This is a genomic window from Pseudomonas sp. FSL R10-1339 (assembly GCF_009600545.1).
GTDB lineage: Bacteria > Pseudomonadota > Gammaproteobacteria > Pseudomonadales > Pseudomonadaceae > Aquipseudomonas > Aquipseudomonas bubulae.
Genome location: NZ_WIVQ01000012.1, coordinates 1 through 26,406, shown reverse-complemented (window position 1 = coordinate 26,406; position 26,406 = coordinate 1). Strand labels below are relative to the sequence as shown.

The 26,406-nt window shown below is 54.2% G+C and carries 30 protein-coding genes and 4 tRNA genes; all 34 read right to left on the bottom strand.

Features of this window, described 5'->3' with window-relative positions; translation table 11 throughout:
• Positions 1–115: 115 nt before the first annotated feature.
• Positions 116–421, bottom strand: a complete 306-nt coding sequence (gene rpsN, locus GHO03_RS06210; protein ID WP_003444367.1) for a 30S ribosomal protein S14 — start codon at positions 419–421, stop codon at positions 116–118.
• A gap of 13 nt (positions 422–434) precedes the next feature.
• Positions 435–974, bottom strand: a complete 540-nt coding sequence (rplE, locus tag GHO03_RS06205; protein WP_003444368.1) for a 50S ribosomal protein L5 — start codon at positions 972–974, stop codon at positions 435–437.
• 22 nt (positions 975–996) lie between these two features.
• The gene (gene rplX, locus GHO03_RS06200) at positions 997–1,311 is read right to left on the bottom strand and encodes a 50S ribosomal protein L24 (RefSeq protein WP_016779179.1); all 315 of its coding nucleotides are present in this window, start codon (positions 1,309–1,311) and stop codon (positions 997–999) included.
• An 11-nt stretch (positions 1,312–1,322) separates the two neighbouring features.
• Positions 1,323–1,691, bottom strand: a complete 369-nt coding sequence (gene rplN / locus GHO03_RS06195) for a 50S ribosomal protein L14 (protein WP_002555479.1) — start codon at positions 1,689–1,691, stop codon at positions 1,323–1,325.
• Between the two features lie 23 nt (positions 1,692–1,714).
• Positions 1,715–1,981 carry a 30S ribosomal protein S17 gene (rpsQ, locus tag GHO03_RS06190; RefSeq protein WP_003194644.1) on the bottom strand — a complete coding sequence of 89 codons (267 nt, stop codon included), beginning with the start codon at positions 1,979–1,981 and terminating at the stop codon, positions 1,715–1,717.
• A gap of 2 nt (positions 1,982–1,983) precedes the next feature.
• Positions 1,984–2,175 (bottom strand): 50S ribosomal protein L29, encoded by a 192-nt coding sequence (gene rpmC / locus GHO03_RS06185; protein ID WP_003444371.1) that lies wholly within the window; start codon positions 2,173–2,175, stop codon positions 1,984–1,986.
• Positions 2,175–2,588: a 50S ribosomal protein L16 gene (gene rplP, locus GHO03_RS06180; protein WP_016779178.1), complete on the bottom strand. Its 414-nt coding sequence runs from the start codon at positions 2,586–2,588 to the stop codon at positions 2,175–2,177. The genes rpmC and rplP overlap by 1 nt, the downstream gene beginning before the upstream one ends.
• Positions 2,589–2,600: 12 nt before the next feature.
• Entirely contained in the window at positions 2,601–3,287 is a 687-nt protein-coding gene (rpsC, locus tag GHO03_RS06175; RefSeq protein WP_003176422.1) for a 30S ribosomal protein S3, read from the bottom strand.
• A 13-nt stretch (positions 3,288–3,300) separates the two neighbouring features.
• A complete protein-coding gene (gene rplV, locus GHO03_RS06170) occupies positions 3,301–3,633 on the bottom strand; it encodes a 50S ribosomal protein L22 (protein WP_003444373.1) in 333 nt (110 codons plus the stop codon).
• Positions 3,634–3,646: 13 nt separating this feature from the next.
• Positions 3,647–3,922: a 30S ribosomal protein S19 gene (gene rpsS, locus GHO03_RS06165; protein WP_003232420.1), complete on the bottom strand. Its 276-nt coding sequence runs from the start codon at positions 3,920–3,922 to the stop codon at positions 3,647–3,649.
• A gap of 16 nt (positions 3,923–3,938) precedes the next feature.
• Positions 3,939–4,763, bottom strand: a complete 825-nt coding sequence (rplB, locus tag GHO03_RS06160; RefSeq protein ID WP_016779177.1) for a 50S ribosomal protein L2 — start codon at positions 4,761–4,763, stop codon at positions 3,939–3,941.
• A 14-nt stretch (positions 4,764–4,777) separates the two neighbouring features.
• Positions 4,778–5,077, bottom strand: a complete 300-nt coding sequence (rplW, locus tag GHO03_RS06155; protein WP_003444375.1) for a 50S ribosomal protein L23 — start codon at positions 5,075–5,077, stop codon at positions 4,778–4,780.
• The gene (gene rplD / locus GHO03_RS06150; protein ID WP_016779176.1) at positions 5,074–5,676 is read right to left on the bottom strand and encodes a 50S ribosomal protein L4; all 603 of its coding nucleotides are present in this window, start codon (positions 5,674–5,676) and stop codon (positions 5,074–5,076) included. Before rplD ends, rplW begins: the two co-directional genes overlap by 4 nt.
• Positions 5,677–5,688: 12 nt before the next feature.
• On the bottom strand, positions 5,689–6,324 hold the full coding sequence (rplC, locus tag GHO03_RS06145) for a 50S ribosomal protein L3 (protein ID WP_016779175.1): 636 nt from the start codon (positions 6,322–6,324) through the stop codon (positions 5,689–5,691).
• Positions 6,325–6,405: 81 nt separating this feature from the next.
• Complete coding sequence (rpsJ, locus tag GHO03_RS06140) at positions 6,406–6,717, bottom strand: 30S ribosomal protein S10 (protein ID WP_003186070.1); 312 nt, start codon at positions 6,715–6,717, stop codon at positions 6,406–6,408.
• Between the two features lie 144 nt (positions 6,718–6,861).
• Positions 6,862–8,055, bottom strand: coding sequence for an elongation factor Tu (gene tuf / locus GHO03_RS06135; RefSeq protein WP_016779174.1), 1,194 nt, complete (start codon positions 8,053–8,055; stop codon positions 6,862–6,864).
• Between the two features lie 35 nt (positions 8,056–8,090).
• Positions 8,091–10,196 (bottom strand): elongation factor G, encoded by a 2,106-nt coding sequence (gene fusA / locus GHO03_RS06130; protein ID WP_094999500.1) that lies wholly within the window; start codon positions 10,194–10,196, stop codon positions 8,091–8,093.
• A 30-nt stretch (positions 10,197–10,226) separates the two neighbouring features.
• Positions 10,227–10,697 (bottom strand): 30S ribosomal protein S7, encoded by a 471-nt coding sequence (gene rpsG, locus GHO03_RS06125; protein WP_016779172.1) that lies wholly within the window; start codon positions 10,695–10,697, stop codon positions 10,227–10,229.
• Between the two features lie 123 nt (positions 10,698–10,820).
• A complete protein-coding gene (gene rpsL, locus GHO03_RS06120; RefSeq protein ID WP_002555494.1) occupies positions 10,821–11,192 on the bottom strand; it encodes a 30S ribosomal protein S12 in 372 nt (123 codons plus the stop codon).
• A 216-nt stretch (positions 11,193–11,408) separates the two neighbouring features.
• The gene (rpoC, locus tag GHO03_RS06115; protein ID WP_094999501.1) at positions 11,409–15,608 is read right to left on the bottom strand and encodes a DNA-directed RNA polymerase subunit beta'; all 4,200 of its coding nucleotides are present in this window, start codon (positions 15,606–15,608) and stop codon (positions 11,409–11,411) included.
• A gap of 64 nt (positions 15,609–15,672) precedes the next feature.
• A complete protein-coding gene (rpoB, locus tag GHO03_RS06110; protein WP_016779170.1) occupies positions 15,673–19,746 on the bottom strand; it encodes a DNA-directed RNA polymerase subunit beta in 4,074 nt (1,357 codons plus the stop codon).
• Between the two features lie 219 nt (positions 19,747–19,965).
• Positions 19,966–20,331, bottom strand: a complete 366-nt coding sequence (rplL, locus tag GHO03_RS06105; RefSeq protein WP_016779169.1) for a 50S ribosomal protein L7/L12 — start codon at positions 20,329–20,331, stop codon at positions 19,966–19,968.
• An 80-nt stretch (positions 20,332–20,411) separates the two neighbouring features.
• Positions 20,412–20,912, bottom strand: a complete 501-nt coding sequence (gene rplJ / locus GHO03_RS06100; RefSeq protein WP_016779168.1) for a 50S ribosomal protein L10 — start codon at positions 20,910–20,912, stop codon at positions 20,412–20,414.
• 197 nt (positions 20,913–21,109) lie between these two features.
• Entirely contained in the window at positions 21,110–21,805 is a 696-nt protein-coding gene (gene rplA, locus GHO03_RS06095; protein ID WP_016779167.1) for a 50S ribosomal protein L1, read from the bottom strand.
• Positions 21,805–22,236 carry a 50S ribosomal protein L11 gene (gene rplK / locus GHO03_RS06090; RefSeq protein WP_008008888.1) on the bottom strand — a complete coding sequence of 144 codons (432 nt, stop codon included), beginning with the start codon at positions 22,234–22,236 and terminating at the stop codon, positions 21,805–21,807. The genes rplA and rplK overlap by 1 nt, the downstream gene beginning before the upstream one ends.
• A 116-nt stretch (positions 22,237–22,352) precedes the next feature.
• Complete coding sequence (gene nusG / locus GHO03_RS06085) at positions 22,353–22,886, bottom strand: transcription termination/antitermination protein NusG (RefSeq protein ID WP_026014126.1); 534 nt, start codon at positions 22,884–22,886, stop codon at positions 22,353–22,355.
• A 9-nt stretch (positions 22,887–22,895) separates the two neighbouring features.
• Complete coding sequence (gene secE, locus GHO03_RS06080; RefSeq protein WP_016779165.1) at positions 22,896–23,264, bottom strand: preprotein translocase subunit SecE; 369 nt, start codon at positions 23,262–23,264, stop codon at positions 22,896–22,898.
• A 45-nt stretch (positions 23,265–23,309) separates the two neighbouring features.
• Positions 23,310–23,385, bottom strand: a tRNA-Trp gene (locus GHO03_RS06075).
• A 245-nt stretch (positions 23,386–23,630) separates the two neighbouring features.
• Positions 23,631–23,706: transfer RNA gene (locus GHO03_RS06070), tRNA-Thr, on the bottom strand.
• A gap of 26 nt (positions 23,707–23,732) precedes the next feature.
• Positions 23,733–23,806: transfer RNA gene (locus tag GHO03_RS06065), tRNA-Gly, on the bottom strand.
• A gap of 25 nt (positions 23,807–23,831) precedes the next feature.
• Positions 23,832–23,916, bottom strand: a tRNA-Tyr gene (locus GHO03_RS06060).
• 110 nt (positions 23,917–24,026) lie between these two features.
• Positions 24,027–24,503: a hypothetical protein gene (locus GHO03_RS06055; RefSeq protein WP_095025008.1), complete on the bottom strand. Its 477-nt coding sequence runs from the start codon at positions 24,501–24,503 to the stop codon at positions 24,027–24,029.
• Between the two features lie 7 nt (positions 24,504–24,510).
• Positions 24,511–25,254 (bottom strand): pantothenate kinase, encoded by a 744-nt coding sequence (locus GHO03_RS06050; RefSeq protein ID WP_095019087.1) that lies wholly within the window; start codon positions 25,252–25,254, stop codon positions 24,511–24,513.
• Entirely contained in the window at positions 25,244–26,191 is a 948-nt protein-coding gene (birA, locus tag GHO03_RS06045) for a bifunctional biotin--[acetyl-CoA-carboxylase] ligase/biotin operon repressor BirA (RefSeq protein WP_095019088.1), read from the bottom strand. The genes GHO03_RS06050 and birA overlap by 11 nt, the downstream gene beginning before the upstream one ends.
• Positions 26,192–26,406: the final 215 nt, after the last annotated feature.

Genomic DNA, 26,406 nt, shown 5'->3' with positions numbered 1-26,406 from the left:
CATTCTAGACACACGCCAGAAATGAATCAAGCCCCAATAGGGGCTTGATTCATATTCAAGGTCACCGGCTGTCAGGATCTTGCAACCCTGACAGGGGTAACTTTGCCTGTGCGCCTTACCAGCTGGCTTTAACCAGACCTGGTACGTCGCCACGCATTGCTGCTTCACGCAATTTGTTACGGCCAAGGCCGAACTTGCGGTAAACACCATGCGGACGGCCAGTCAGGCGGCAGCGGTTACGCATGCGCGCAGCGCTTGCGTCACGTGGCTGCTTCTGCAGAGCAACTTGAGCTTCCCAACGTGCTTCTGGACTTGCGTTCAGATCCACGATGATAGCTTTCAGTGCTGCACGCTTCTTGGCGAACTTGGCAACCGTGAGCTGACGTTTCAGCTCGCGGTTTTTCATGCTCATCTTAGCCATGGTCCTACTCCAATCAGTTGCGGAACGGGAATTTGAAAGCACGCAGCAAGGCGCGACCTTCATCATCTGTCCGAGCAGTGGTGGTCAGGGTAATGTCCAGACCGCGGAGAGCATCGATTTTGTCGTAGTCGATTTCCGGGAAGATGATCTGCTCTTTTACGCCCATGCTGTAGTTACCACGACCATCGAAGGACTTGGCATTCAGGCCGCGGAAGTCGCGTACCCGAGGCAGGGAGATCGACAGCAGACGATCCAGGAATTCGTACATACGCTCACGGCGCAGAGTAACCTTAACGCCGATCGGCCAGCCTTCGCGAACTTTGAAGCCTGCGATGGACTTGCGAGCGTAGGTCACTACACATTTTTGACCCGTGATTTTTTCCAAATCAGCTACAGCGTGCTCGATGATTTTCTTATCACCGATCGCTTCGCCCAAACCCATGTTCAGGGTGATTTTGGTAACGCGCGGAACTTCCATCACGTTCGAAAGCTTAAGTTCTTCCTTAAGTTTCGGAGCGATTTCCTTCCGGTAAATCTCTTTTAGTCGTGCCATGGTCTCATCTACCTAGCAGTGTTCAAGCATCAACCGCTTTTTGGGTCGACTTGAAGACACGAATTTTTTTGCCTTCTTCTACTTTGAAACCAACGCGATCTGCTTTGCTGGTTTCGCTGTTGAAGATGGCCACGTTAGAAGCGTCCAGTGGAGCTTCTTTCTCGACGATACCGCCTTGTACGCCCGACATCGGGTTAGGCTTGGTATGACGCTTAACCAGGTTCAGACCGCCAATAACCAAACGGTTGTTAGCGAGAACCTTAAGCACCTTACCGCGCTTACCTTTGTCTTTGCCGGCGATCACGATGATCTCGTCGTCACGACGAATCTTTTGCATGTCGGATCTCCTTACAGCACTTCTGGGGCGAGCGAGACGATCTTCATGAACTTCTCAGTACGAAGTTCACGGGTCACTGGCCCAAAGATACGGGTGCCGATCGGCTCTTGCTTGTTGTTCAGAAGAACAGCAGCGTTGCCATCAAAGCGGATAATGGAGCCATCAGCACGACGTACGCCGTGACGAGTGCGGACTACAACAGCAGTCATCACTTGGCCTTTTTTCACTTTACCGCGAGGAATTGCTTCCTTCACGGTAACTTTGATGATGTCACCGATACCAGCGTAACGACGATGGGAGCCACCCAGCACCTTGATGCACATAACGCGGCGTGCGCCGCTGTTATCGGCCACATCGAGCATGGATTGAGTCTGAATCATATAATTTCTCCGACCCCTAGTCCTTAGACTTCCACAGCGCGTTCGAGAACATCAACCAGTGCCCAAGACTTGGTCTTGGCCATCGGACGAGTTTCACGAATAGTGACTTTGTCGCCGATGTGGCACTGATTGGTTTCGTCGTGCGCGTGCAGCTTAGTCGAACGCTTAACGTATTTACCGTAGATCGGGTGCTTAACGCGACGCTCGATCAGAACGGTGATGGTTTTGTCCATCTTGTCGCTGACAACACGGCCAGTCAGCGTACGGACAGTCTTTTCGGCTTCAGCCATGATTACTTACCTGCCTGCTGTTTGAGCACAGTCTTCACGCGAGCGATGTCACGCTTAACTTGCGAGAGCAGATGCGACTGCCCCAACTGGCCAGTTGCTTTCTGCATACGCAGATTGAACTGGTCGCGCAGCAAGCCGAGCAGTTGCTCGTTCAGCTGCTGTGCGGATTTTTCACGAAGTTCATTCGCTTTCATCACATCACCGTCCGTTTAACAAAGGAGGTGGCGAGCGGCAGCTTTGCAGCAGCCAGGGCGAAAGCCTCACGCGCCAGCTCTTCAGTAACACCCTCGATTTCATACAGGACTTTGCCTGGCTGAATCTGGGCAACCCAATATTCCACGTTACCCTTACCTTTACCCATACGAACTTCTAGGGGCTTTTTGGAAATAGGCTTGTCCGGGAATACACGGATCCAGATCTTGCCGCCACGCTTAACGTGACGGGTCAGTGCACGACGCGCTGATTCGATCTGACGAGCGGTGAGACGACCACGAGCAACAGACTTCAGCGCGTATTCGCCGAAGCTGACTTTGCTACCGCGCAATGCCAAGCCACGGTTGTGGCCAGTCATTTGCTTGCGGAACTTCGTACGCTTAGGTTGTAACATTTGGCGTACCCCTTACTTAGCAGCTTTTTTACGAGGCGCTGGTGCTTGTGGCTTCAGTTCTTCTTGGCGACCACCAATTACTTCGCCTTTGAAGATCCAAACCTTTACACCGATCACACCGTAAGTGGTGTGAGCTTCGTAGTTGGCATAGTCGATGTCGGCACGCAGGGTGTGCAATGGCACACGACCTTCGCGATACCATTCAGTACGTGCGATTTCAGCACCGCCGAGACGACCGCTCACTTGGATTTTGATGCCTTTGGCACCAATGCGCATAGCGTTCTGTACAGCGCGTTTCATCGCGCGACGGAACATTACACGACGCTCCAGCTGCTGAGCTACGCTCTGCGCAACCAGCATACCGTCGAGTTCCGGCTTGCGGATCTCTTCGATATTGATGTGCACAGGCACACCCATTTGCTTGGTCAGGTCCTGACGCAGTTTCTCAACATCTTCACCTTTCTTCCCGATAACGATACCTGGACGAGCGGTGTGGATGGTGATACGTGCAGTTTGGGCCGGACGATGGATATCGATACGGCTTACGGACGCGCTTTTTAGTTTGTCTTGGAGGTATTCACGCACCTTCAGATCAGCGAACAAGTAGTCCGCATAAGTCCGGCCGTCTGCGTACCAGACGGAGGTGTGCTCCTTGACGATTCCCAGGCGAATGCCAATGGGATGTACTTTCTGACCCATCTCTTCGACTCCGTTACTTGTCAGCAACCTTGACAGTGATATGGCAAGACCGCTTGACGATGCGATCAGCGCGGCCTTTGGCACGCGGCATGATGCGCTTCAGCGAACGCCCTTCGTTGACGAAAACGGTGGCGACTTTCAAGTCGTCAACGTCTGCGCCTTCGTTATGCTCGGCGTTGGCTACGGCCGACTCCAGCACTTTCTTGATGATCTCGGCGGCTTTCTTGTTGCTGAAAGCCAACAGGTTGAGCGCTTCGCCCACCTTCTTCCCGCGGATCTGGTCGGCGACCAAGCGGGCTTTCTGGGCGGAGATTCGAGCGCCCGACAACTTAGCGGCTACTTCCATCGTTCCTTACCCCTTAACGCTTGGCTTTCTTGTCTGCCACGTGCCCACGATAAGTGCGGGTACCGGCAAACTCGCCTAGTTTATGGCCAACCATGTCTTCGTTCACGAGAACTGGGACATGAAGACGACCGTTATGCACAGCGATGGTCAGACCGACCATTTGTGGCAGGATCATCGAACGACGCGACCAGGTTTTCACCGGTTTGCGATCGTTCTTTTCCGCCGCCACTTCGATCTTCTTCAGTAGGTGAAGATCAATAAAAGGACCTTTTTTCAGAGAACGTGGCACTGTCGTATCCCTCTATTTACTTGCGACGACGGACGATCATTTTGTCGGTACGCTTATTACCACGAGTCTTCGCGCCCTTAGTCGGGAAGCCCCATGGCGATACCGGATGACGACCACCAGAGGTACGACCTTCACCACCACCATGTGGGTGGTCAACCGGGTTCATGGCAACACCACGAACGGTTGGGCGAACGCCACGCCAGCGTTTGGCACCAGCTTTACCCAGCGAACGCAGACTGTGCTCGGAGTTCGAGACTTCACCCAGGGTCGCACGGCATTCAGCCAGTACTTTACGCATTTCACCAGAGCGCAGACGCAGGGTCACATAGACACCATCACGAGCGACCAGCTGAGCCGAAGCACCAGCGGAACGTGCGATTTGCGCGCCTTTACCCGGCTTCAATTCGATGCCGTGTACGGTGCTACCAACTGGAATGCTGCGCAGTTGCAACGAGTTACCCGGCTTGATTGGGGCCAAAGCACCCGAAATCAGCTGGTCGCCAGCACTCACGCCTTTAGGGGCGATGATGTAGCGGCGCTCGCCGTCTGCGTACAGCATCAGAGCGATGTGAGCAGTACGGTTTGGATCGTATTCGATACGCTCAACAGTGGCTGGAATGCCATCTTTGTCGTTGCGACGGAAGTCGACCATACGGTAATGCTGCTTATGACCACCACCGATGTGACGAGTGGTAATACGGCCATTGTTGTTACGACCACCAGACTTCGATTTCTTCTCGAGCAGCGGTGCGTGAGGAGCGCCTTTATGCAGCTCCTGGTTGACCACCTTGACCACATGACGGCGGCCAGGGGAAGTCGGTTTGCATTTAACGATTGCCATGATGCACCCCTTCCTTACTCAGCACTGCTGCTGAAATCGAGATCTTGGCCTGGCTGAAGGGAGATTACTGCCTTCTTCCAGTCATTACGCTTGCCCACGCCGCGAGCGGTGCGCTTGCTCTTACCCAGAACGTTCAGGGTAGTAACACGCTCAACTTTCACGCTGAACAGGCTTTCGACGGCCTTCTTGATTTCCAGCTTGGTTGCATCGGTAGCAACCTTGAAAACGAACTGGCCTTTCTTGTCTGCCAGAACCGTAGCCTTCTCGGAAACGTGCGGGCCAAGCAGAACTTTAAATACGCGTTCCTGGTTCATCCCAGCAGCTCCTCGAATTTCTTCACGGCCGACACGGTGATCAACACCTTGTCGTATGCGATCAGACTAACTGGATCGGAACCTTGCACGTCACGTACATCAACGTGTGGCAGGTTACGAGCAGCCAGGTACAGGTTCTGATCAACACCTTCAGACACGATCAGGACATCAGTCAGACCCATGCCATTCAGCTTGTTGAGCAGATCTTTGGTTTTCGGCGCTTCAACAGCGAAGTCCTGAACCACGACCAGACGATCAGTACGCACCAGCTCAGCAAGGATGGAACGCATTGCTGCGCGATACATCTTCTTGTTCAGCTTCTGGGAGTGATCCTGTGGACGAGCTGCGAAAGTGGTACCGCCGCCACGCCAGATTGGGCTACGGATAGTACCGGCACGAGCACGGCCAGTACCTTTCTGACGCCAAGGGCGCTTACCGCCACCACGAACGTCGGAACGGGTCTTTTGCTGCTTGCTACCTTGACGGCCGCCGGCCATGTAGGCCACGACTGCTTGGTGAACCAGCGTCTCGTTGAATTCGCCGCCGAAAGTCAGTTCGGAAACTTCGATCGCTTGAGCGTCATTTACATTTAATTGCATGTCAGCTTCCCCTTAACCGCGAGCCTTGGCCGCTGGACGTACAACCAGGTTGCCGCCAGTAGCGCCAGGAACAGCACCCTTGACCAACAACAGATTGCGTTCAGCGTCGACGCGCACTACTTCCAGGGACTGCACGGTCACGCGCTCAGCGCCCATATGACCGGACATTTTTTTGCCCTTGAATACACGACCAGGAGTCTGGCACTGGCCAATAGAGCCCGGGACGCGGTGGGAAACGGAGTTACCGTGAGTGTTGTCTTGGCCACGGAAATTCCAACGCTTGATCGTACCCTGGAAGCCTTTACCCTTGGACTGACCGGTTACATCAACCAGTTGGCCAGCGGTGAAGATTTCAGTGTTGATCAGATCGCCAGCCTGGTACTCGCCTTCTTCAAGACGGAATTCCATTACGGTACGACCGGCGGCAACGTTTGCTTTAGCGAAGTGACCCGCTTGAGCAGCTGTTACACGCGAAGCGCGACGCTCGCCGACAGTGACTTGCACTGCACGATAGCCATCGGTTTCTTCAGTTTTGAACTGGGTGACGCGATTCGGCTCGATCTCAATGACCGTGACCGGAATGGAGACACCTTCTTCGGTGAAAATACGGGTCATACCGCATTTACGACCGACTACACCAATAGTCATGTTGTAAACCTCATGAGTGTACGGGGCTTTCACCCGCTATGGCCGCCCATTTCAGAGCGTTACACGACTAAGACCCAAGTCTTAGCCGAGGCTGATCTGCACTTCCACACCGGCCGCAAGATCAAGCTTCATAAGTGCATCAACGGTTTTATCCGTTGGCTGGACGATGTCCAGTACGCGCTTATGAGTACGGATCTCGTACTGGTCACGCGCGTCTTTGTTGACGTGCGGGGAGACCAGAACGGTGAACCGCTCTTTACGGGTAGGCAGTGGAATTGGACCACGCACTTGAGCACCAGTACGTTTCGCGGTTTCCACGATTTCCTGGGTTGATTGGTCGATCAGGCGATGGTCAAAAGCCTTCAACCTGATACGGATTTGCTGATTTTGCATTGGATTTCAGACTCCAGATTGCTGTTCCCACCGAGCGCAATACGCCCGTTAAAAGGAGGCGCAATTCTATAGACGACCCCAGTAGGTGTCAACTCAATAAAAAAAGCCCCCGCTGAGCGGGGGCTTTTTTCAGGCAATCATCACTTACGCGATGATTTTGGCTACAACGCCAGCGCCAACGGTACGACCGCCTTCACGGATTGCGAAACGCAGACCGTCTTCCATTGCGATGGTTTTGATCAGGGTAACAACCATTTTGATGTTGTCGCCCGGCATTACCATCTCAACGCCTTCCGGCAGTTCGCAGTTACCAGTTACGTCAGTTGTACGGAAGTAGAACTGAGGACGGTAGCCTTTGAAGAACGGAGTGTGACGGCCGCCTTCTTCTTTACTCAACACGTACACTTCAGCTTCGAAGGTAGTGTGTGGCTTAACCGAGCCTGGCTTAACCAGAACCTGGCCACGCTCAACGTCGTCACGCTTGGTGCCGCGCAGCAGCACGCCGCAGTTCTCGCCCGCACGACCTTCGTCGAGCAGCTTACGGAACATTTCAACGCCGGTGCAGGTGGTAACAGTAGTGTCACGCAGACCAACGATTTCCAGCGGATCTTGAACGCGAACGATACCGCGCTCGATACGACCAGTTACAACAGTACCGCGACCGGAGATCGAGAATACGTCTTCGATTGGCATCAGGAACGGCTTGTCGATAACACGTACTGGATCTGGAATGTAGGTATCCAGAGTTTCAACCAGTTTACGAACGGCAGTGGTGCCCATTTCGTTGTCGTCTTTGCCTTCCAGCGCCATACGAGCCGAACCGATGATGATCGGAGTGTCGTCGCCTGGGAAGTCGTAAGTCGACAGCAGGTCACGAACTTCCATCTCAACCAGTTCCAGCAGCTCAGCGTCGTCTACCAGGTCAGCCTTGTTCAGGAAAACCACGATGTACGGAACGCCAACCTGACGGGACAGCAGGATGTGCTCACGGGTTTGTGGCATCGGACCATCAGCGGCCGAACAAACCAGGATAGCGCCGTCCATCTGAGCAGCACCGGTGATCATGTTCTTCACATAGTCAGCGTGACCTGGGCAGTCAACGTGAGCGTAGTGACGAATGTGCGAGTTGTATTCAACGTGCGCAGTGTTGATCGTGATACCACGAGCTTTTTCTTCTGGCGCGCTGTCGATTTTATCGAAGTCAACGATTGCCGAACCGAAAACTTCGGAGCAAACACGGGTCAGAGCTGCAGTCAGCGTGGTTTTACCATGGTCAACGTGACCGATAGTGCCAACGTTGACGTGCGGTAGGGAACGATCAAATTTTTCTTTAGCCACGACAATTAACTCCTTGCCTAAAGGACTGAACTAAATCAGCCTTGTTTTTTAGTAACAGTTTCGACGATGTGCGCCGGAGCTGTATCGTATTTTTTGAATTCCATAGAGTAGCTTGCGCGACCCTGGGACATGGAACGAACGTCGGTCGCATAACCGAACATTTCACCCAACGGTACTTCAGCACGAATTACTTTGCCGGAGACCGTATCTTCCATACCCTGGATCATGCCGCGACGACGGTTCAAGTCGCCCATCACGTCACCCATATAGTCTTCAGGTGTAACAACCTCTACCGCCATGATCGGCTCAAGCAGCTCACCGCCACCTTTGGTAGCCAGTTGCTTGGTCGCCATGGAAGCAGCCACCTTAAACGCCATCTCGTTGGAGTCGACGTCGTGGTAAGAACCATCAAACACGGTAGCCTTCAGGCCGATCAGCGGATAGCCGGCAACAACACCGTTCTTCATCTGCTCTTCGATACCCTTCTGGATAGCCGGGATGTATTCCTTAGGAACCACACCACCTACCACTTCGTTCACGAACTGCAGACCTTCCTGACCTTCGTCAGCAGGTGCAAAACGAATCCAGCAGTGACCAAACTGGCCACGACCGCCGGACTGACGAACGAACTTGCCTTCGATCTCACAGTTCTTCGTGATGCGCTCACGATAGGAAACCTGAGGCTTACCGATGTTGGCTTCGACGTTGAACTCACGGCGCATCCGGTCAACCAGGATGTCCAGGTGCAGCTCGCCCATGCCAGAGATGATCGTTTGACCAGTCTCTTCATCAGTTTTAACGCGGAAAGATGGATCTTCCTGAGCAAGCTTGCCCAGTGCAACACCCATTTTTTCCTGGTCATCCTTGGTCTTAGGCTCTACGGCAACCGAAATAACCGGCTCCGGGAAGTCCATACGAACCAGAATGATTGGCTTGTCAGCGTTGCACAAAGTCTCACCAGTGGTGACGTCCTTCATGCCGATCAAGGCCGCGATGTCACCAGCGCGTACTTCCTTGATTTCTTCACGGGCGTTTGCGTGCATTTGCACCATACGACCCACGCGCTCTTTCTTGCCCTTAACCGAGTTGATTACGCCGTCGCCGGAGTTCAACACGCCCGAGTAAACACGGACGAAGGTCAAGGTACCCACGAATGGGTCGGTAGCGATCTTGAACGCCAGAGCCGAGAACGGCTCGTTGTCGTCTGCATGACGCTCCAGTTCGATAGTCTCGTCATCCGGGTCAGTACCCTTGATGGCAGGAATATCAGTCGGAGCAGGCAGGAAGTCGATAACGGCGTCGAGAACCAGGGGAACACCCTTGTTCTTGAAGGAAGAACCGCAAACAGCCAGGACGATCTCACCAGCGATAGTACGCTGACGCAGAGCCGCCTTGATTTCCGCGATGGTGAATTCTTCACCTTCGAGGTACTTGTTCATCAGCTCTTCATTGGCTTCGGCCGCAGCCTGAACCATGTTGTCGCGCCACTCGTCAGCAAGATCTTTCAGCTCAGCTGGAATTTCTTTGCGAACAGGAACCATACCTTTGTCAGCATCGTTCCAGTACACAGCTTCCATGTTGATCAGATCGATCTGACCCTGGAAGTTGTCTTCGGAACCGATAGCCAACTGGATTGGAACTGGAGTGTGGCCCAGACGCTTCTTGATCTGCTCGATAACGCGCAGGAAGTTGGCACCAGCACGGTCCATCTTGTTTACGTAAACAAGACGTGGAACGCCGTATTTGTTGGCTTGACGCCATACGGTTTCCGACTGAGGCTCAACGCCCGAGGTACCACAGAACACAACGACAGCGCCGTCGAGTACACGCAGGGAACGCTCAACTTCAATAGTGAAGTCAACGTGGCCCGGGGTATCGATTACGTTGAAGCGGTGCTCGTCCTTGTACTGCTTGGCAGAACCTTTCCAGAAGGCGGTAATGGCAGCAGAAGTAATGGTAATACCACGCTCCTGCTCCTGAACCATCCAGTCTGTGGTCGCGGCGCCATCATGCACCTCGCCCATTTTGTGACTTTTGCCAGTGTAAAACAGTACGCGCTCGGTGGTGGTGGTTTTACCAGCATCCACGTGAGCGACGATACCGATGTTACGGTAGCGACTAATCGGAGTAGTACGAGCCATAAAGCCCTCGCAAAATTAGTGAAGCTGAAATTAGAAGCGGTAGTGCGAGAAAGCTTTGTTAGCTTCGGCCATACGGTGCACGTCTTCACGCTTCTTAACAGCAGCACCTTTACCTTCGGCAGCGTCCAACAGTTCGCCAGCCAAACGCAGAGCCATAGACTTCTCGCCGCGCTTGCGGGCGAAGTCTACCAACCAGCGCATTGCCAGGGCGTTACGACGGGACGGGCGAACTTCGACCGGAACCTGGTAAGTAGCACCGCCTACACGGCGCGACTTCACTTCGACCAGCGGAGCGATGGCGTCGAGAGCTTTCTCGAAGAGTTCCAGGGGATCGCTGTTCTTGCGTTCTTTAACCTTTTCCAGCGCGCCATAAACGATACGCTCGGCTACGGCTTTTTTGCCGCTTTCCATCACGTGGTTCATGAACTTGGCCAGAATTTGGCTTCCGTATTTTGGATCGTCAAGCACTTCGCGCTTGGCTGCTACGCGTCTTCTTGGCATGGATAAGCCCTCAAACGGTCTTCAGGTTAGCTCGGAACCATTACACCCCAGGGATGCAGGTCCGACCTTACTCTTATCGACTCAGAAAAAAAGAAATCTGCATTATTTACCGGAAACCGAAGACTACTTCGGCTTCTTGGTACCGTACTTCGAACGACCTTGGTTACGACCTTTAACGCCGGAAGTATCCAAAGAGCCGCGAACGGTGTGGTAACGAACACCTGGCAAGTCTTTTACACGACCGCCACGAATCAGTACCACGCTGTGTTCTTGCAGGTTGTGACCTTCACCACCGATGTACGAGGAAACCTCGAAACCGTTGGTCAGGCGCACACGGCATACTTTACGCAGTGCCGAGTTAGGTTTTTTCGGCGTAGTTGTATACACACGGGTGCATACGCCACGACGTTGCGGGCAGTTTTGCAGCGCAGGTACGTCGGATTTCTCGACGATACGCTTACGCGGCTGACGTACCAGCTGGTTGATAGTTGCCATCTACTAGCTCCACTGTTGTCTTGCGACGCTATTGTCTTGCAAGAAAAGCAAAATGGCAGGAACGAATTCCCGCCAAATTTAGGGGTACAAGAGTCTAAAGAGGATCTTGCCCCCAGTCAAGGCAAGGCCCCGACACTTCCACTCATCAAACCCAGACAAATTGTCTCGATTCGATGAACGGAACTGCCGGGGCCCGCCCATCATTTACCGCAGAACTCAGTTACCGCTCGAGTTCAGCGCTTCGGTCAGTGCAGCTTCCACTTCACTGGCGCTTACGCGCAACGGCTTGTCAGCCTCACGGCGGCGCTTACGCTCGCTGTGGTATGCCAAACCGGTACCTGCCGGGATCAGACGACCCACGACAACGTTTTCTTTCAGGCCGCGCAGGTAATCGCGCTTGCCGGTTACCGCCGCTTCGGTCAGTACTCGAGTGGTCTCCTGGAAAGAGGCCGCCGAGATGAACGATTCAGTCGACAACGACGCCTTGGTGATACCCAGCAGGACGCGAGTGAACTTGGACACGAACTTGTCTTCGTTGCCCAGACGCTCGTTCTCGGTCAATACCTGCGTCAACTCCATCTGGTCGCCCTTGATGAAGGTGGAATCGCCAGACTCGGCAATCTCAACTTTACGCAGCATCTGACGCAGAATGGTCTCGATGTGCTTATCGTTGATTTTTACGCCTTGCAGACGGTAAACGTCCTGGATCTCGTTAACGATGTACTTGGCCAGCGCACTCACACCCAGCAGACGCAGGATGTCGTGTGGATCGCTTGGACCGTCGGAGATAACTTCGCCGCGGTTCACTTGTTCGCCTTCGAAGACGTTCAGGTGGCGCCACTTTGGAATCAGCTCTTCGTACGGATCAGTACCGTCGTTCGGGGTAATAACCAGACGGCGCTTGCCTTTGGTTTCTTTACCGAACGCGATGGTGCCGCTGACTTCAGCCAGAATCGAGGCTTCTTTCGGACGACGGGCTTCGAACAAGTCAGCAACCCGTGGCAGACCACCGGTGATGTCTCGAGTTTTCGAAGTTTCTTGCGGAATACGAGCGATAACGTCACCGATCGCGATTTCCGCACCATCCGCTACACCGACCAAGGCGTTCGCTGGCAGGAAGTACTGAGCCGGTACGTCGGTACCTGGCAACAGCAGATCCTTGCCATCAACACCCACCATCTTGACGGCTGGACGAATGTCCTTGCCGGCAGCTGGACGGTCTTTGGCATCAAGCACTTCAATGTTGGTCATACCGGTCAATTCGTCAGTCTGACGCTTGATCGTGATGCCTTCTTCCATGCCCACGTAGGTCACGGTACCTTTCATTTCGGTAACGATTGGGTGAGTGTGAGGATCCCACTTGGCTACGATAGAGCCAGCGTCAACCTTGTCACCTTCTTTAACCGAAATCACGGCGCCGTACGGCAGCTTGTAACGCTCACGCTCACGACCGAAGTCATCAGCAATGGCCAGCTCACCGGAACGGGATACTGCAACCAGGCAGCCATCTACACGCTCAACGTGCTTCAGGTTGTGCAGACGGACAGTACCGCCATTCTTCACCTGAACGCTGTCAGCAGCGGAGGTCCGGCTTGCCGCACCACCGATGTGGAACGTACGCATGGTCAGCTGTGTACCCGGCTCACCGATCGACTGGGCAGCGATAACGCCGACAGCTTCACCGATGTTCACCTGGTGACCACGAGCCAGATCACGGCCGTAGCACTTGGCGCAGATACCGAAACGGGTTTCGCAGCTGATTGGCGAGCGCACGATCACTTCGTCGATGCTGTTCAGCTCGATGAATTCAACCCACTTCTCGTCAACCAGGGTGCCTGCAGGAACGATAACTTCCTCGGTGCCCGGCTTGAATACGTCACGGGCGATTACTCGACCCAGTACGCGCTCACCCAATGGCTCAACAACGTCGCCGCCTTCGATGTGCGGAGTCATCAGCAGACCGTGTTCGGTACCGCAGTCAACTTCAGTCACAACCAGATCTTGTGCAACGTCTACCAGACGACGTGTCAGGTAACCGGAGTTAGCTGTTTTCAAGGCGGTATCCGCCAGACCCTTACGAGCACCGTGAGTCGAGATGAAGTACTGAAGTACGCTCAAACCTTCACGGAAGTTCGCAGTAATCGGCGTTTCGATGATGGAACCGTCCGGCTTGGCCATCAGACCACGCATACCGGCCAGCTGACGGATCTGCGCAGCAGAACCCCGTGCGCCGGAGTCGGCCATCATGTACATCGAGTTGAACGATTCTTGCTCGACTTCGTTGCCGTGGCGGTCGATTACCTTCTCTTTCGAGAGGTTGGACATCATCGCCTTGGAAACTTCATCGTTAGCTTTCGACCAAAGGTCGATTACCTTGTTGTACTTCTCGCCCTGGGTTACCAGGCCGGAGGCGTACTGACTTTCGATCTCTTTCACTTCATCGGTTGCAGCAGCGATGATGCGAGCTTTTTCATCCGGGATAACGAAGTCGTTAACACCGATGGAAACGCCGGAGATGGTCGAGTAAGCAAAACCGGTGTACATCAACTGGTCAGCGAAGATCACGGTCTCTTTCAAACCAACCACGCGGTAGCACTGGTTGATCAGCTTGGAGATCGCTTTTTTCTTCATCGGCAGGTTGACGACGTCGTACGACAAACCTTTTGGCACAACCTGGAACAACAGCGCACGGCCGACAGTGGTGTCGACGATACGGGTGTTGGTCACGCTGCCGCCATCACGGTCGTTGACGGTTTCGTTGATACGAACCTTGACCTTGGCGTGCAGTGCGGCTTCGCCGGCACGGAATACACGGTCAACTTCCTGCAAGTCAGCGAATACACGACCTTCGCCTTTGGCGTTGATCGCTTCACGCGTCATGTAGTACAGACCCAATACAACGTCCTGCGACGGAACGATGATTGGCTCACCGTTGGCTGGCGACAGAATGTTGTTGGTCGACATCATCAACGCGCGCGCTTCCAACTGGGCTTCCAGTGTCAGCGGTACGTGCACGGCCATTTGGTCGCCGTCGAAGTCGGCGTTGTACGCAGCACAGACCAGAGGGTGCAGCTGGATAGCTTTACCTTCGATCAGTACCGGTTCAAACGCCTGGATACCCAGACGGTGAAGGGTCGGTGCACGGTTGAGAAGAACCGGGTGTTCGCGGATAACTTCAGCGAGAACGTCCCACACTTCCGGCAACTCGCGCTCAACCATCTTCTTGGCGGCTTTGATGGTGGTAGCAAGACCACGCATTTCCAGCTTGCCGAAAATGAACGGCTTGAACAGCTCGAGAGCCATTTTCTTCGGCAGACCGCACTGGTGCAGACGCAGGGTCGGACCTACGGTAATTACCGAACGACCCGAGTAGTCAACACGCTTACCGAGCAAGTTCTGACGGAAACGACCTTGCTTACCCTTGATCATGTCAGCCAGGGATTTCAGAGGACGCTTGTTCGAACCGGTGATAGCGCGACCACGACGGCCGTTGTCGAGCAGTGCGTCGACCGCTTCTTGCAACATACGCTTTTCGTTGCGCACGATGATGTCCGGAGCGGACAGATCAAGCAGGCGCTTCAAGCGGTTGTTACGGTTGATCACTCGACGGTACAGGTCGTTGAGGTCGGAAGTCGCGAAACGACCGCCATCCAACGGTACCAGAGGACGCAGATCTGGCGGTAGAACCGGCAGAACGGTCAGAACCATCCACTCCGGAAGGTTGCCGGAGCCCAGGAAGGCTTCCATCAACTTCAGGCGCTTGGACAGCTTCTTGATTTTGGTTTCAGAGTTGGTTTGCGGAATTTCTTCACGCAGACGGCCAATCTCGTGCTCCAGGTCGATAGCGTGCAGCAGTTCACGGACAGCTTCAGCACCCATGCGGGCATCAAAGTCGTCGCCGAACTCTTCCAGCGCTTCGAAGTACTGCTCATCGTTCAGCAGCTGACCTTTTTCCAGAGTGGTCATGCCCGGATCGATAACGACATAGCTCTCGAAGTAGAGAACGCGTTCGATATCACGCAGGGTCATGTCCATCAGCAAGCCGATACGGGACGGCAGCGATTTCAGGAACCAGATGTGAGCAACCGGCGAAGCCAGTTCGATGTGAGCCATGCGCTCGCGACGGACCTTGGCCAGTGCGACTTCAACGCCACACTTCTCACAGATCACACCGCGGTGCTTCAAGCGCTTGTACTTACCGCACAGGCACTCGTAATCCTTTACCGGGCCAAAGATCTTGGCGCAGAACAGGCCGTCACGCTCAGGCTTGAACGTACGGTAGTTGATGGTTTCCGGCTTTTTAACTTCACCGAACGACCACGAACGGATCATCTCAGGCGATGCCAATCCAATACGGATGGCGTCGAACTCTTCGACTTGACCCTGGTTTTTCAGCAAATTCAGTAGGTCTTTCAAGGCCTTTCCTCCTGGCGGAGCAGAGAGCGGGCCATACAGCCCCGCTCTCGATTCGCGTCACGTGTTATTCGGTTTCCAGATCGATATCGATGCCGAGGGAACGAATTTCTTTGATCAACACGTTGAAGGACTCGGGCATGCCCGGCTCCATACGGTGATCGCCGTCCACGATGTTTTTGTACATCTTGGTACGGCCGTTCACATCGTCCGACTTCACTGTGAGCATTTCTTGCAGAGTGTATGCCGCGCCGTAGGCTTCCAGCGCCCAGACCTCCATCTCCCCGAAACGCTGACCACCGAACTGTGCCTTACCACCCAGCGGCTGCTGGGTAACCAGGCTGTAAGAACCGGTAGAACGAGCGTGCATCTTGTCGTCTACCAAGTGGTTCAGCTTCAGCATGTACATGTAGCCAACGGTAACCGGACGCTCGAACTTGTTGCCGGTACGACCATCAGTCAGCACCATCTGGCCGCTGTCTGGCAGGTCTGCCAAACGAAGCATTGCCTTGATTTCGCTTTCCTTGGCACCGTCGAACACCGGGGTAGCCATTGGCACACCGCCGCGAAGGTTCTTCGCCAGATCCAGGATTTCCTGATCGGAGAAGTCATCCAGGCTTTCTTGACGACCGCCAATTTCGTTGTAGATCTCATGCAGGAACTTACGCAGGTCAGCGACCTTGCGTTGTTCTTCAATCATGAGGTTGATCTTCTCGCCCAGACCTTTGGCCGCGAGGCCCAGGTGAGTTTCGAGAATCTGACCAACGTTCATACGCGAAGGTACGCCCAACGGGTTGAGGACCACATCAACCGGGGTGCCATTGGCATCGTACGGCATGTCTTCAACCGGCATGATCACGGAGACCACACCCTTGTTACCGTGACGACCGGCCATCTTGTCACCCGGCTGGATGCGACGGCGGATTGCCAGGTAAACCTTGACGATTTTCAGCACGCCTGGAGCCAGGTCATCGCCCTGCTGCAGTTTGCGCTTCTTGTCTTCGAACTTGTCGTCCAGCAGACGACGGCGATCGATGATGTAAGCCTGAGCCTTTTCAAGCTGCTCGTTCAGAGCATCTTCAGCCATGCGCAGTTTGAACCACTGACCATGCTCAAGACCGTCCAGGATTTCATTGGTGATTTCCTGACCTTTCTTCAGACCGGCACCACCTTCGGCAATGCGGCCAACCAGAGCAGAGCGCAGACGTTCGAAGGTAGCGCCTTCAACGATACGGAACTCTTCGTTCAGATCCTTGCGGATCTCGTCCAGCTGGGTCTTCTCGATCGACAGTGCACGAGCATCACGCTCAACGCCGTCACGGGTGAAGACCTGCACGTCGATAACAGTACCTTTGGTACCGGTAGGTACGCGCAGGGAGGTGTCTTTAACGTCGCTGGCTTTTTCACCGAAGATGGCACGCAACAGCTTCTCTTCCGGAGTCAGCTGGGTCTCGCCTTTCGGAGTGACCTTACCTACCAGAATGTCGCCGGCGCCAACTTCAGCACCTACGTAAACGATACCGGCTTCGTCCAGTTTGTTCAGTGCAGCTTCACCCACGTTAGGGATGTCTGCAGTGATCTCTTCAGGCCCAAGCTTGGTGTCACGTGCCACACAGGTCAGTTCCTGAATGTGGATCGTGGTAAAGCGGTCTTCTTGAACAACTCGTTCCGACAAGCAGATGGAGTCTTCGAAGTTGTAACCGTTCCAGGCCATGAACGCGATGCGCATGTTTTGACCCAGCGCCAGTTCACCCATATCGGTGGACGGGCCGTCAGCCATGATGTCGCTACGCTGTACACGGTCACCCTTGCGCACCAGCGGACGCTGGTTGATGCAAGTGTTCTGGTTGGAACGGGTGTATTTGGTCAGGTTGTAGATGTCGACACCGGCTTCGCCAGTTTCAACTTCGTCATCAGCAACACGAACCACGATACGGCTGGCATCAACAGAGTCGATCACGCCGCCACGACGAGCCACGACGCAAACGCCGGAGTCACGAGCTACGTTACGCTCCATGCCGGTTCCTACCAGCGGCTTGTCAGCGCGCAGGGTTGGTACAGCTTGACGCTGCATGTTGGAACCCATCAACGCACGGTTGGCGTCATCGTGTTCCAGGAACGGGATCAGCGACGCTGCAACCGAAACAACCTGCTTCGGCGAAACGTCCATCAAGGTGACGTCTTCCGGCGCCTTGACGGTGAATTCGTTCAAGTGACGAACAGCAACCAGCTCGTCGATCAGCACTTTCTTGTCGTTCATCGTGGCCGAGGCCTGAGCGATCACGTGATCAGCTTCTTCGATGGCGGACAGGAAAACGATCTCGTCGGTTACCAGTGCGTCTTTCACTACACGGTACGGGCTCTCGAGGAAGCCGTACTGGTTGGTGCGCGCATAGGCAGCCAGGGAGTTGATCAGACCGATGTTCGGACCTTCCGGCGTCTCAATAGGGCAAACACGGCCGTAGTGAGTCGGGTGTACGTCACGAACTTCAAAGCCCGCACGCTCACGCGTCAGACCGCCCGGGCCCAGTGCAGAAACACGGCGCTTGTGGGTGATCTCGGACAGAGGGTTGTTCTGGTCCATGAACTGGGACAGCTGGCTGGAACCGAAGAACTCTTTCACCGCCGCAGCCACAGGCTTGGCGTTGATCAGGTCTTGCGGCATCAGGCCTTCGCTTTCAGCCATCGACAGACGCTCTTTGACCGCACGCTCAACACGTACCAGGCCAACGCGGAACTGGTTCTCGGCCATTTCGCCTACACAGCGAACACGACGGTTACCCAGGTGGTCGATGTCATCGACGATGCCTTTACCGTTACGGATGTCGACCAGGGTCTTCAGCACGGCAACGATGTCTTCTTTGCACAACACGCCCGAACCTTCGATCTCGGTACGACCGATACGACGGTTGAACTTCATCCGGCCGACCGCAGACAGGTCATAGCGCTCAGGGCTGAAGAACAGGTTGTTGAACAGAGTCTCGGCAGCGTCTTTGGTTGGCGGCTCGCCTGGACGCATCATACGATAGATTTCGACCAGCGCTTCCAGTTGGTTGCTGGTGGAGTCGATCTTCAGCGTGTCGGAGACGAACGGACCGCAGTCGATATCGTTGGTGTACAACGTTTCGATGCGAACAACCTGGCCCTTGGCAACTTTTGCCAGGATTTCAGTGGTCAGCTCGGTGTTGCACTCAGCAATGATTTCGCCAGTAGCCGGATGCACGATAGCCTTGGCCGTTGTGCGACCCAGGACATAGTCCAGAGGCATAACGAGCTCTTTGACACCGGCTTTTTCCAGCTGGTTGATATGACGGGCAGTGATACGACGACCCTGCTCAACAATCACCTTGCCTTTGTCATCGGTAATATCGATGGCCGCGATTTCACCGCGCAGACGCTGTGGAACCAGCTCCAGGCTGATGCTCTCACCCTGAACGTGGAACACGTTGGTGGTGTAGAACGCGTCCAGCACTTGCTCAGTGGTATAACCCAGCGCGCGCAGCAATACCGATGCAGGCAGCTTGCGACGACGGTCAATACGCACGAACACGCAGTCTTTCGGGTCGAACTCGAAGTCGAGCCACGAACCACGGTAAGGAATGATACGCGCGGAATAAAGCAGCTTACCGGAGCTGTGCGTCTTGCCGCGGTCGTGGTCAAAGAACACGCCCGGGGAACGGTGCAGCTGGGAAACAATTACACGCTCGGTACCGTTGATTACGAAGGTACCGTTTTCAGTCATCAGGGGGATTTCACCCATGTAGACTTCTTGCTCTTTGATGTCCTTGATCGCTTTGTTCGACGATTCTTTGTCGAAAATGATCAAACGAACTTTTACCCGCAAAGGTACGGCGTACGTTACGCCACGCAACACGCATTCTTTGACATCAAATGCCGGTTCGCCCAAGCGATAACCGACGTACTCCAGCGCAGCATTGCCGGAGTAGCTGATGATCGGGAAAACGGATTTGAAGGCCGCATGCAGGCCCACGTCGCGGAACTGATCTTTAGTCGCTCCCGCCTGCAAGAATTCACGATACGAATCCAGCTGGATTGCCAAGAGATACGGCACATCCATGACGTCCGGCAACTTGCTAAAGTCCTTGCGGATACGTTTTTTCTCAGTATATGAGTAAGCCATCAGCGTTCCCCAGCTTGGTCACCTGCTTGTTTGGCCTCTCCCGACGGGAGCAGCCAGAAAATCGTGCAAACCCCTTGGTTTGCTCCACCGCACAGGGTGGTTACAGCACGTTAAAGGCACCAACCTAGTCGGCTGCCAATAACGGAAAAAGGCCGGTGGCAAGAGCCACCAGCCATCAGCCTCAGCTTAACGCCTGGGCTGGAAACGCAAGGTCGATGCTTACTTCAGCTCGACTTTAGCGCCTGCTTCTTCCAAGGTAGCCTTGGCTTTGTCAGCTGCTTCTTTAGCAACAGCTTCCAGTACCATAGCTGGAGCGCCGTCAACTACTGCCTTGGCTTCTTTCAAGCCCAGACCAGTCAGCTCACGAACAGCCTTGATCACGTTAACTTTCTTCTCGCCAGCTTCCAGCAGCATAACGTTGAATTCAGTTTGCTCTTCAACAACAGCAGCGGCAGCAGCAGGACCAGCAGAAGCAGCAGCAGCGGAAACGCCGAACTTCTCTTCCATTGCTTTGATCAGTTCAACGATTTCCAGAACGGATTTTTCGCCGATTGCTTCGATGATTTGGTCGTTAGTCAGAGACATGACTATAAATTCCTGTATTGGGGTGACAGCCTACGCGGCCATCGAAATAAACAATAAACGCTGAAAGGAGTCGCTCAGCCTTAGGCTGCAGCAGCTTCTTTCTGGTCGCGAAGGGCCGCCAGAGTACGAGCCAATTTGCTGGTAGCGCCTTGAATCACGCTCATCAGCTGAGAAATTGCTTCGTCACGGGTCGGCAGACTTGCCAGTACGTCGATCTGATTAGCTGCGAGGAACTTGCCCTCGAACGCAGCTGCCTTGATCTCGAACTTATCCTGACCTTTTGCGAACTCTTTGAAGATACGAGCAGCAGCGCCCGGATGTTCTTGCGAGAATGCAATCAAGGTCGGGCCAGTGAACACGTCGTTGAGAACACTGTATTCAGTGTCAGCAACAGCGCGCTTGAGCAGGGTGTTACGTACAACACGTACGTAAACGCCAGCTTCACGAGCCTCTTTACGGAGTCCGGTCATAGCGCCTACTGTCACACCGCGGGCATCAGCCACAACAGCGGACAGGGCAACTTTGGCAGCCTCGTTGACTTCAGCGACGATGGCCTTCTTGTCTTCGAGTTTAATTGCCACGGGTTTAACTCCTGCTTGTTACCGTTTCATCTGGCCGAGGCCTGATGTCGTTTTGGTGTCTGATTCGGTAAGGAACCGGGAGCACCATCTGCGTAGGCTTGAGGTTTAAGGCTTTCGCCGCCTACGGTCTTGGATAGCCCCCGCCAGGCAGGGACCCCAATCTTTCAATTGGCGCATTTGACTGCGCCAATTTTGTCTTACGCGTCCAGGGAACCCTGGTCGATGACCAGGCCCGGGCCCATAGTGGTGCTCAGGGTTACGCGCTTAACATAAATACCTTTCGAGGAAGCTGGTTTGATACGCTTCAGATCAGCGATCAGGGCTTCAACGTTTTCCTTCAGCTGAACGGCGTCGAAGCCGATCTTGCCAACGGAAGTGTGAATGATACCGTTTTTGTCGGTGCGATAACGAACCTGACCAGCCTTCGCGTTCTTAACAGCGGTGGCTACGTCTGGAGTTACAGTACCAACCTTAGGGTTAGGCATCAGACCACGTGGGCCCAGGATCTGACCCAACTGTCCAACAACACGCATTGCGTCCGGGGATGCAATAACTACGTCGTAGTTCAGGTCGCCGCCTTTCATTTCGGCAGCCAGGTCGTCCATACCAACGCGATCAGCGCCGGCAGCCAGAGCAGCTTCAGCAGCTGGACCCTGAGTGAACACAGCAACACGTACAGTCTTGCCAGTGCCGTGTGGCAGCACAGTAGCGCTACGAACAACCTGGTCAGATTTACGTGGGTCTACGCCCAGGTTAACGGCGATGTCGAAAGACTCGCTGAATTTTACAGTCGACAGCTCAGCCAGCAAAGCAGCAGCGTCTACAAAATTGTAAGACTTGCCAGCTTCGATTTTACCGGCGATTGCCTTTTGACGCTTGGTCAGCTTAGCCATTACACACCCTCCACGTTAAGGCCCATGCTACGAGCAGAACCGGCGATAGTACGCACGGCTGCTTCCATATCAGCTGCAGTCAGATCCGCGTTTTTGGTTTTCGCGATTTCTTCCAGCTGAGCACGAGTTACAGTGCCAACCTTAACGGTGTTTGGACGAGCGGAACCGCTAGTCAGACCGGCAGCCTTCTTCAGCAGAACCGAAGCAGGGGTCGACTTGGTTTCGAACGTGAAGCTACGGTCGCTGTATACAGTGATGATCACTGGAGTCGGCAGGCCTGGCTCAATACCCTGAGTACGGGCGTTGAAAGCCTTGCAGAATTCCATGATGTTCACGCCGTGCTGCCCCAGAGCCGGACCAACAGGTGGGCTTGGGTTAGCCTGAGCGGCCTTCACTTGCAGCTTGATGTAAGCGGTAATCTTCTTAGCCATGAGGCACTCCAATTACGGGTTCAATCGCCTAAAGAGGCTCCCCGGTTACTTGCGCGTTTATCCCAGTGACGACAAAACCCCACAGCCTAGGCCATGGGGTTGGGATTCGTGTTTAACTAGACCTTTTCGACCTGGCTAAACTCTAGCTCTACCGGAGTAGAGCGACCGAAAATGAGCACCGCCACTTGAATGCGGCTCTTTTCGTAGTTAACTTCTTCGACCGTGCCATTGAAATCGGCAAACGGACCGTCGGTAACACGGACAACTTCGCCCGGCTCGAACAGTGTTTTCGGCTTGGGCTTGTCGCTGCCATCAGCTACGCGACGCAGAATTGCTTCTGCTTCTTTATCAGTGATAGGTGCCGGTTTATCAGCAGTACCACCAATGAAGCCCATGACACGCGGAGTGTCCTTGACCAAGTGCCAAGTCCCTTCGCTCATGTCCATCTGAACCAGCACATAACCAGGGAAGAACTTGCGTTCGCTTTTGCGCTTCTGGCCATTACGCATTTCAACCACTTCTTCAGTGGGAACCAGAATTTCGCCGAAGCCATCTTCCATGCCTGCCAGCTTAATACGCTCTATCAGAGAGCGCATAACATGCTTTTCGTAACCCGAATAAGCATGCACTACGTACCAACGCTTAGCCACGGGACACCCTTAGCCAACAATCAAGGAAACGAGCCAGCCGAGCAGGGAATCCAAACCCCACAACAGCAACGCCATAACAAGAACAACAGCCACCACGATCAACGTGGTCTGCGTAGTTTCTTGGCGAGTTGGCCATACGACTTTACGAATCTCAGTACGAGCTTCCTTTACCAGGACAGCGAACGACTTGCCTTTTGCCGTCTGCAAGCCCACATAGGCAGCAACAGCAGCAATCACAAGAAGTGCAATGACGCGATACAGGATCGGCGAACCAGAATAATACTGATTCCCAACAACGCCAACCACCACAAGAGCTACCACTACAAGCCACTTGAGGAGATCGAAGCGAGAGCCTTGAACTTCAGCCTTGGGAGTCATCAAAGAGGATCCTGTGAAAAGAAAGCCAGACGCAATGAGCGAATCTGGCAGGTCAGGAGGGAATCGAACCCCCAACCTACGGTTTTGGAGACCGTCGCTCTGCCAATTGAGCTACTGACCTAAAACATTATCGAGCCGCGGATTATGCCGACACGAGAGAGACTTTTCAACAACAAGCGCAATTACTTTTGCAATCAACCCTATCCAAGCAGAGAATTGCCAGCGAATAGCAGAATGCGAGCTACTCACAACCGTAACAACCAACCAGGGCAGTGACACCTAAAAACAGCGCCACCAGCAAACACCCCAGACAGGCTATGCACCTGTTAAAACAAAGGCAGATATTTTCATATCTGCCTTGTTATATGGAGCTCTTGAGCGGACTTGAACCGCTGACCTCACCCTTACCAAGGGTGTGCTCTACCAACTGAGCTACAAGAGCAAAACATGTCGCGAAAACAGCTAGACTGGAGCGGGTGGCGGGAATCGAACCCGCATCATTAGCTTGGAAGGCTAAGGTTCTACCACTAAACTACACCCGCAAATCTTGCTGCTCTAGCTTAAATATGGTGGAGGGGGAAGGATTCGAACCTTCGAAGTCGTAGACGTCAGATTTACAGTCTGATCCCTTTGGCCGCTCGGGAACCCCTCCTGAGCTGTTTAGAATTCTACATCATTCCAACCTTATGTCAACCACTTTCTTCAATTAAATCAGGAAGTTAGCAACTTGACTCGCTTCACACCTAGTAGCCTGTTTGGCGTTCACTGTGGAGCGGGCGCCATTCTATGCAAACTATCGGGTACCTGCAAGCCCTCACAGCGCATTTTTTTGTATTTTAACCCATTGAATTCATTAACAAGGTTCTGCAAAACCATTTCACTGGCCGCAGCAGTGCCTTGCGGGCTGATCTTGAGGGCATAGCCAGGCATTTCAGCCTGCTCACCTTCGACTTGGGTAGATGCTATCCCCATCTCAGACAACCTGCGCTGCAGGCCGTGCAGCTGTTCTTGCACAGGTAAATTGCCTAAAAACATGCATTGCGCACTCAGCGCCTGGTCAATGGCGACTGCACCTCCCCCACCTGCCGGCGGCACCTCGCCAAGCAGGCGTATGCCCTGATGACTGCCCTTGTACAAAGACAAGGAAACAACTTCTTTGGCCCTCAACGGAGCCTCTTGCTGGTGCCATATGTAATAAAAGACATTCAGTACAACCAGCAGCAGAAACAGCCAACGCATAGAAACCTCAAGGAAGGGGACAAACCACCGCCAAACCGACAAATACCAGGTCTTGCACCAAGCGCGCTTCTGGAACCATATCCTTTACCAGGCTTGCGTCACCGCCGGTAAGAAAAACTTCAAAGTCTTCTCCCCAGTACTCGCGCGCCAATTCCAGCTGGGTCATCACAAAGCCCCGCAGCATCAACAAACACCCACGCTCAACAGCCTCAACCGTCGTACGCCCGGGCGTACGCTGGAGCAAGGCCTGCTCCGCAGAGAGGTCGTCATACCGGATACGGCGTGTATGAGTACGCAACTGATCGCGCATCAAGGGCATCCCGGGACAAATAAACCCGCCCAGGTGCTGACCGTCAGCAGCCACGAAGTCCGCCGTTACCGCCGTGCCGAAATCCAGTACCAGGCACGCGCTCTTCGCCAACTCAAAAGCACCAACCACGGCAAGCCAGCGATCGAGCCCCAAACGGGCAAACTCCTCATAACCGTTACTGACACCTGCGGCACTCCTTGCAGGCTGCGCGCACTGTGCAGCCACACCAAAGGTCGTCACGATGGAGGCCACCAGGCTCGATGTCTCATCATCACTGCGCACACTGACCAACCGGCAGTGGGTGATGTTCAACCCCGGAACGGCCAACACCGCGGCCAGCAGCGCAGCATCAGAGTCAACTACGCCCCCACCCACCGCCACCCCGGCGTCAAGGGCACGCCACTTTATAAAACTGTTGCCACAGTCCATCTCAAGAATCATGGCGCAACCTCAAGCTAAGCTCACCGCCGCTGTACACTTTCTCTTCGCCATTGACACTCATGCGCAGCGCGCCCTGCTGATCAATACCCATGACAGTGCCATCCACCTGATGCACTCCAGCTATCAGAGAGACTTCACGACCCTGCCACAAGTGGTTTTGCTCCCACTGCGCCTGCAATGCCGAAAAGCCCTCGGTAGCATGGCGATTCAGATACACCAGCAGGCTATCGTTGAGTTTCGAAATCAGCGCATTGCGGTTTACCGAATGACCTGACTCGAGAAATACCGAGGTCCAGGCCTGATCTACCTCGCTGGCCACCCGCATATTGACGTTAATGCCGATCCCCAGAACCACATGACACACATCAGCCGGATCGCCGACCAACTCAAGCAAAATGCCGGCAATTTTCTTGTTGCCTACGAGCACATCATTTGGCCATTTGAGGCCGGCGTCAGATATCCCCACCCCGCGAAGCGCACTCAGTACTGCCAGACCAACCACAAGGCTAAGCCCTTCAAGCTGGCGCATCCCGCCATCCATGCGAAGAACAAGGCTGTAGTAGATATTTTCTGCGAAAGGACTGACCCATTTGCGGCCTCTTCGTCCACGACCAGCAGTTTGCCGCTCAGCCGTAACAACAAACGGCGCCGCAGTGCCACTGTCGATCGCGCGCAAGGCCTCGGCATTGGTGGAGTCTAATGAATCATGAATAGAGACAGGCCATGGGCTGGCAGTCAACTGATCCTGCTCAAGGAGCTCAAGCGGTGCAGCTAACTGATAGCCACGACCACGAACTTTATGAATCGACAGGTTCAGGTTTGATTCCAAAAGCTGGAGCTGCTTCCAGACTGCACTGCGGCTAACGCCAAGTGCAGCACCAAGCGCTTGCCCTGAGTGGAATCGACCATCTTTGAGGAGTTTCAACAACGTCAGCATGCATGTATCGCCTCACAATGAGGCACGCATGATAGCCATGAGCGGCGCCATTGCATAGAAACCCCGCGCACACAGCAAGCTAACTGCTTGGGGCAAGCCGAGAGCACACGGCTTGAAGCTTGCGACCGCTTTTTCGCGCACAAAAACAAACCCCCTGTCTGCGTGAGCAGACAGGGGGTTTGGAATTTAATCTTGACGATGACCTACTCTCACAT

Excerpts from the sequence above, each read along its gene's own strand:
- rpsN (WP_003444367.1), bottom strand. The coding sequence starts at position 421 with ATGGCTAAGATGAGCATGAAAAACCGCGAGCTGAAACGTCAGCTCACG.
- rplN (WP_002555479.1), bottom strand. The coding sequence starts at position 1,691 with ATGATTCAGACTCAATCCATGCTCGATGTGGCCGATAACAGCGGCGCA.
- rplK (WP_008008888.1), bottom strand. The coding sequence starts at position 22,236 with ATGGCTAAGAAGATTACCGCTTACATCAAGCTGCAAGTGAAGGCCGCT.
- rplV (WP_003444373.1), bottom strand. The coding sequence starts at position 3,633 with ATGGAAGTAGCCGCTAAGTTGTCGGGCGCTCGAATCTCCGCCCAGAAA.
- rpsL (WP_002555494.1), bottom strand. The coding sequence starts at position 11,192 with ATGGCAACTATCAACCAGCTGGTACGTCAGCCGCGTAAGCGTATCGTC.
- rplE (WP_003444368.1), bottom strand. The coding sequence starts at position 974 with ATGGCACGACTAAAAGAGATTTACCGGAAGGAAATCGCTCCGAAACTT.
- rpoB (WP_016779170.1), bottom strand. The coding sequence starts at position 19,746 with ATGGCTTACTCATATACTGAGAAAAAACGTATCCGCAAGGACTTTAGC.
- fusA (WP_094999500.1), bottom strand. The coding sequence starts at position 10,196 with ATGGCTCGTACTACTCCGATTAGTCGCTACCGTAACATCGGTATCGTC.
- rplA (WP_016779167.1), bottom strand. The coding sequence starts at position 21,805 with ATGGCTAAGCTGACCAAGCGTCAAAAGGCAATCGCCGGTAAAATCGAA.
- birA (WP_095019088.1), bottom strand. The coding sequence starts at position 26,191 with ATGCTGACGTTGTTGAAACTCCTCAAAGATGGTCGATTCCACTCAGGG.
- rpmC (WP_003444371.1), bottom strand. The coding sequence starts at position 2,175 with ATGAAAGCGAATGAACTTCGTGAAAAATCCGCACAGCAGCTGAACGAG.
- rpsQ (WP_003194644.1), bottom strand. The coding sequence starts at position 1,981 with ATGGCTGAAGCCGAAAAGACTGTCCGTACGCTGACTGGCCGTGTTGTC.
- rplD (WP_016779176.1), bottom strand. The coding sequence starts at position 5,676 with ATGCAATTAAATGTAAATGACGCTCAAGCGATCGAAGTTTCCGAACTG.
- rplP (WP_016779178.1), bottom strand. The coding sequence starts at position 2,588 with ATGTTACAACCTAAGCGTACGAAGTTCCGCAAGCAAATGACTGGCCAC.
- rpsC (WP_003176422.1), bottom strand. The coding sequence starts at position 3,287 with ATGGGTCAGAAAGTACATCCCATTGGCATTCGCCTGGGAATCGTCAAG.
- rpsG (WP_016779172.1), bottom strand. The coding sequence starts at position 10,697 with ATGCCAAGAAGACGCGTAGCAGCCAAGCGCGAAGTGCTTGACGATCCA.
- rplC (WP_016779175.1), bottom strand. The coding sequence starts at position 6,324 with ATGACTATTGGTGTAGTCGGTCGTAAATGCGGTATGACCCGTATTTTC.
- GHO03_RS06050 (WP_095019087.1), bottom strand. The coding sequence starts at position 25,254 with ATGATTCTTGAGATGGACTGTGGCAACAGTTTTATAAAGTGGCGTGCC.
- rpsJ (WP_003186070.1), bottom strand. The coding sequence starts at position 6,717 with ATGCAAAATCAGCAAATCCGTATCAGGTTGAAGGCTTTTGACCATCGC.
- GHO03_RS06055 (WP_095025008.1), bottom strand. The coding sequence starts at position 24,503 with ATGCGTTGGCTGTTTCTGCTGCTGGTTGTACTGAATGTCTTTTATTAC.
- rplL (WP_016779169.1), bottom strand. The coding sequence starts at position 20,331 with ATGTCTCTGACTAACGACCAAATCATCGAAGCAATCGGCGAAAAATCC.
- rplX (WP_016779179.1), bottom strand. The coding sequence starts at position 1,311 with ATGCAAAAGATTCGTCGTGACGACGAGATCATCGTGATCGCCGGCAAA.
- rplW (WP_003444375.1), bottom strand. The coding sequence starts at position 5,077 with ATGAACCAGGAACGCGTATTTAAAGTTCTGCTTGGCCCGCACGTTTCC.
- rplB (WP_016779177.1), bottom strand. The coding sequence starts at position 4,763 with ATGGCAATCGTTAAATGCAAACCGACTTCCCCTGGCCGCCGTCATGTG.
- secE (WP_016779165.1), bottom strand. The coding sequence starts at position 23,264 with ATGACTCCCAAGGCTGAAGTTCAAGGCTCTCGCTTCGATCTCCTCAAG.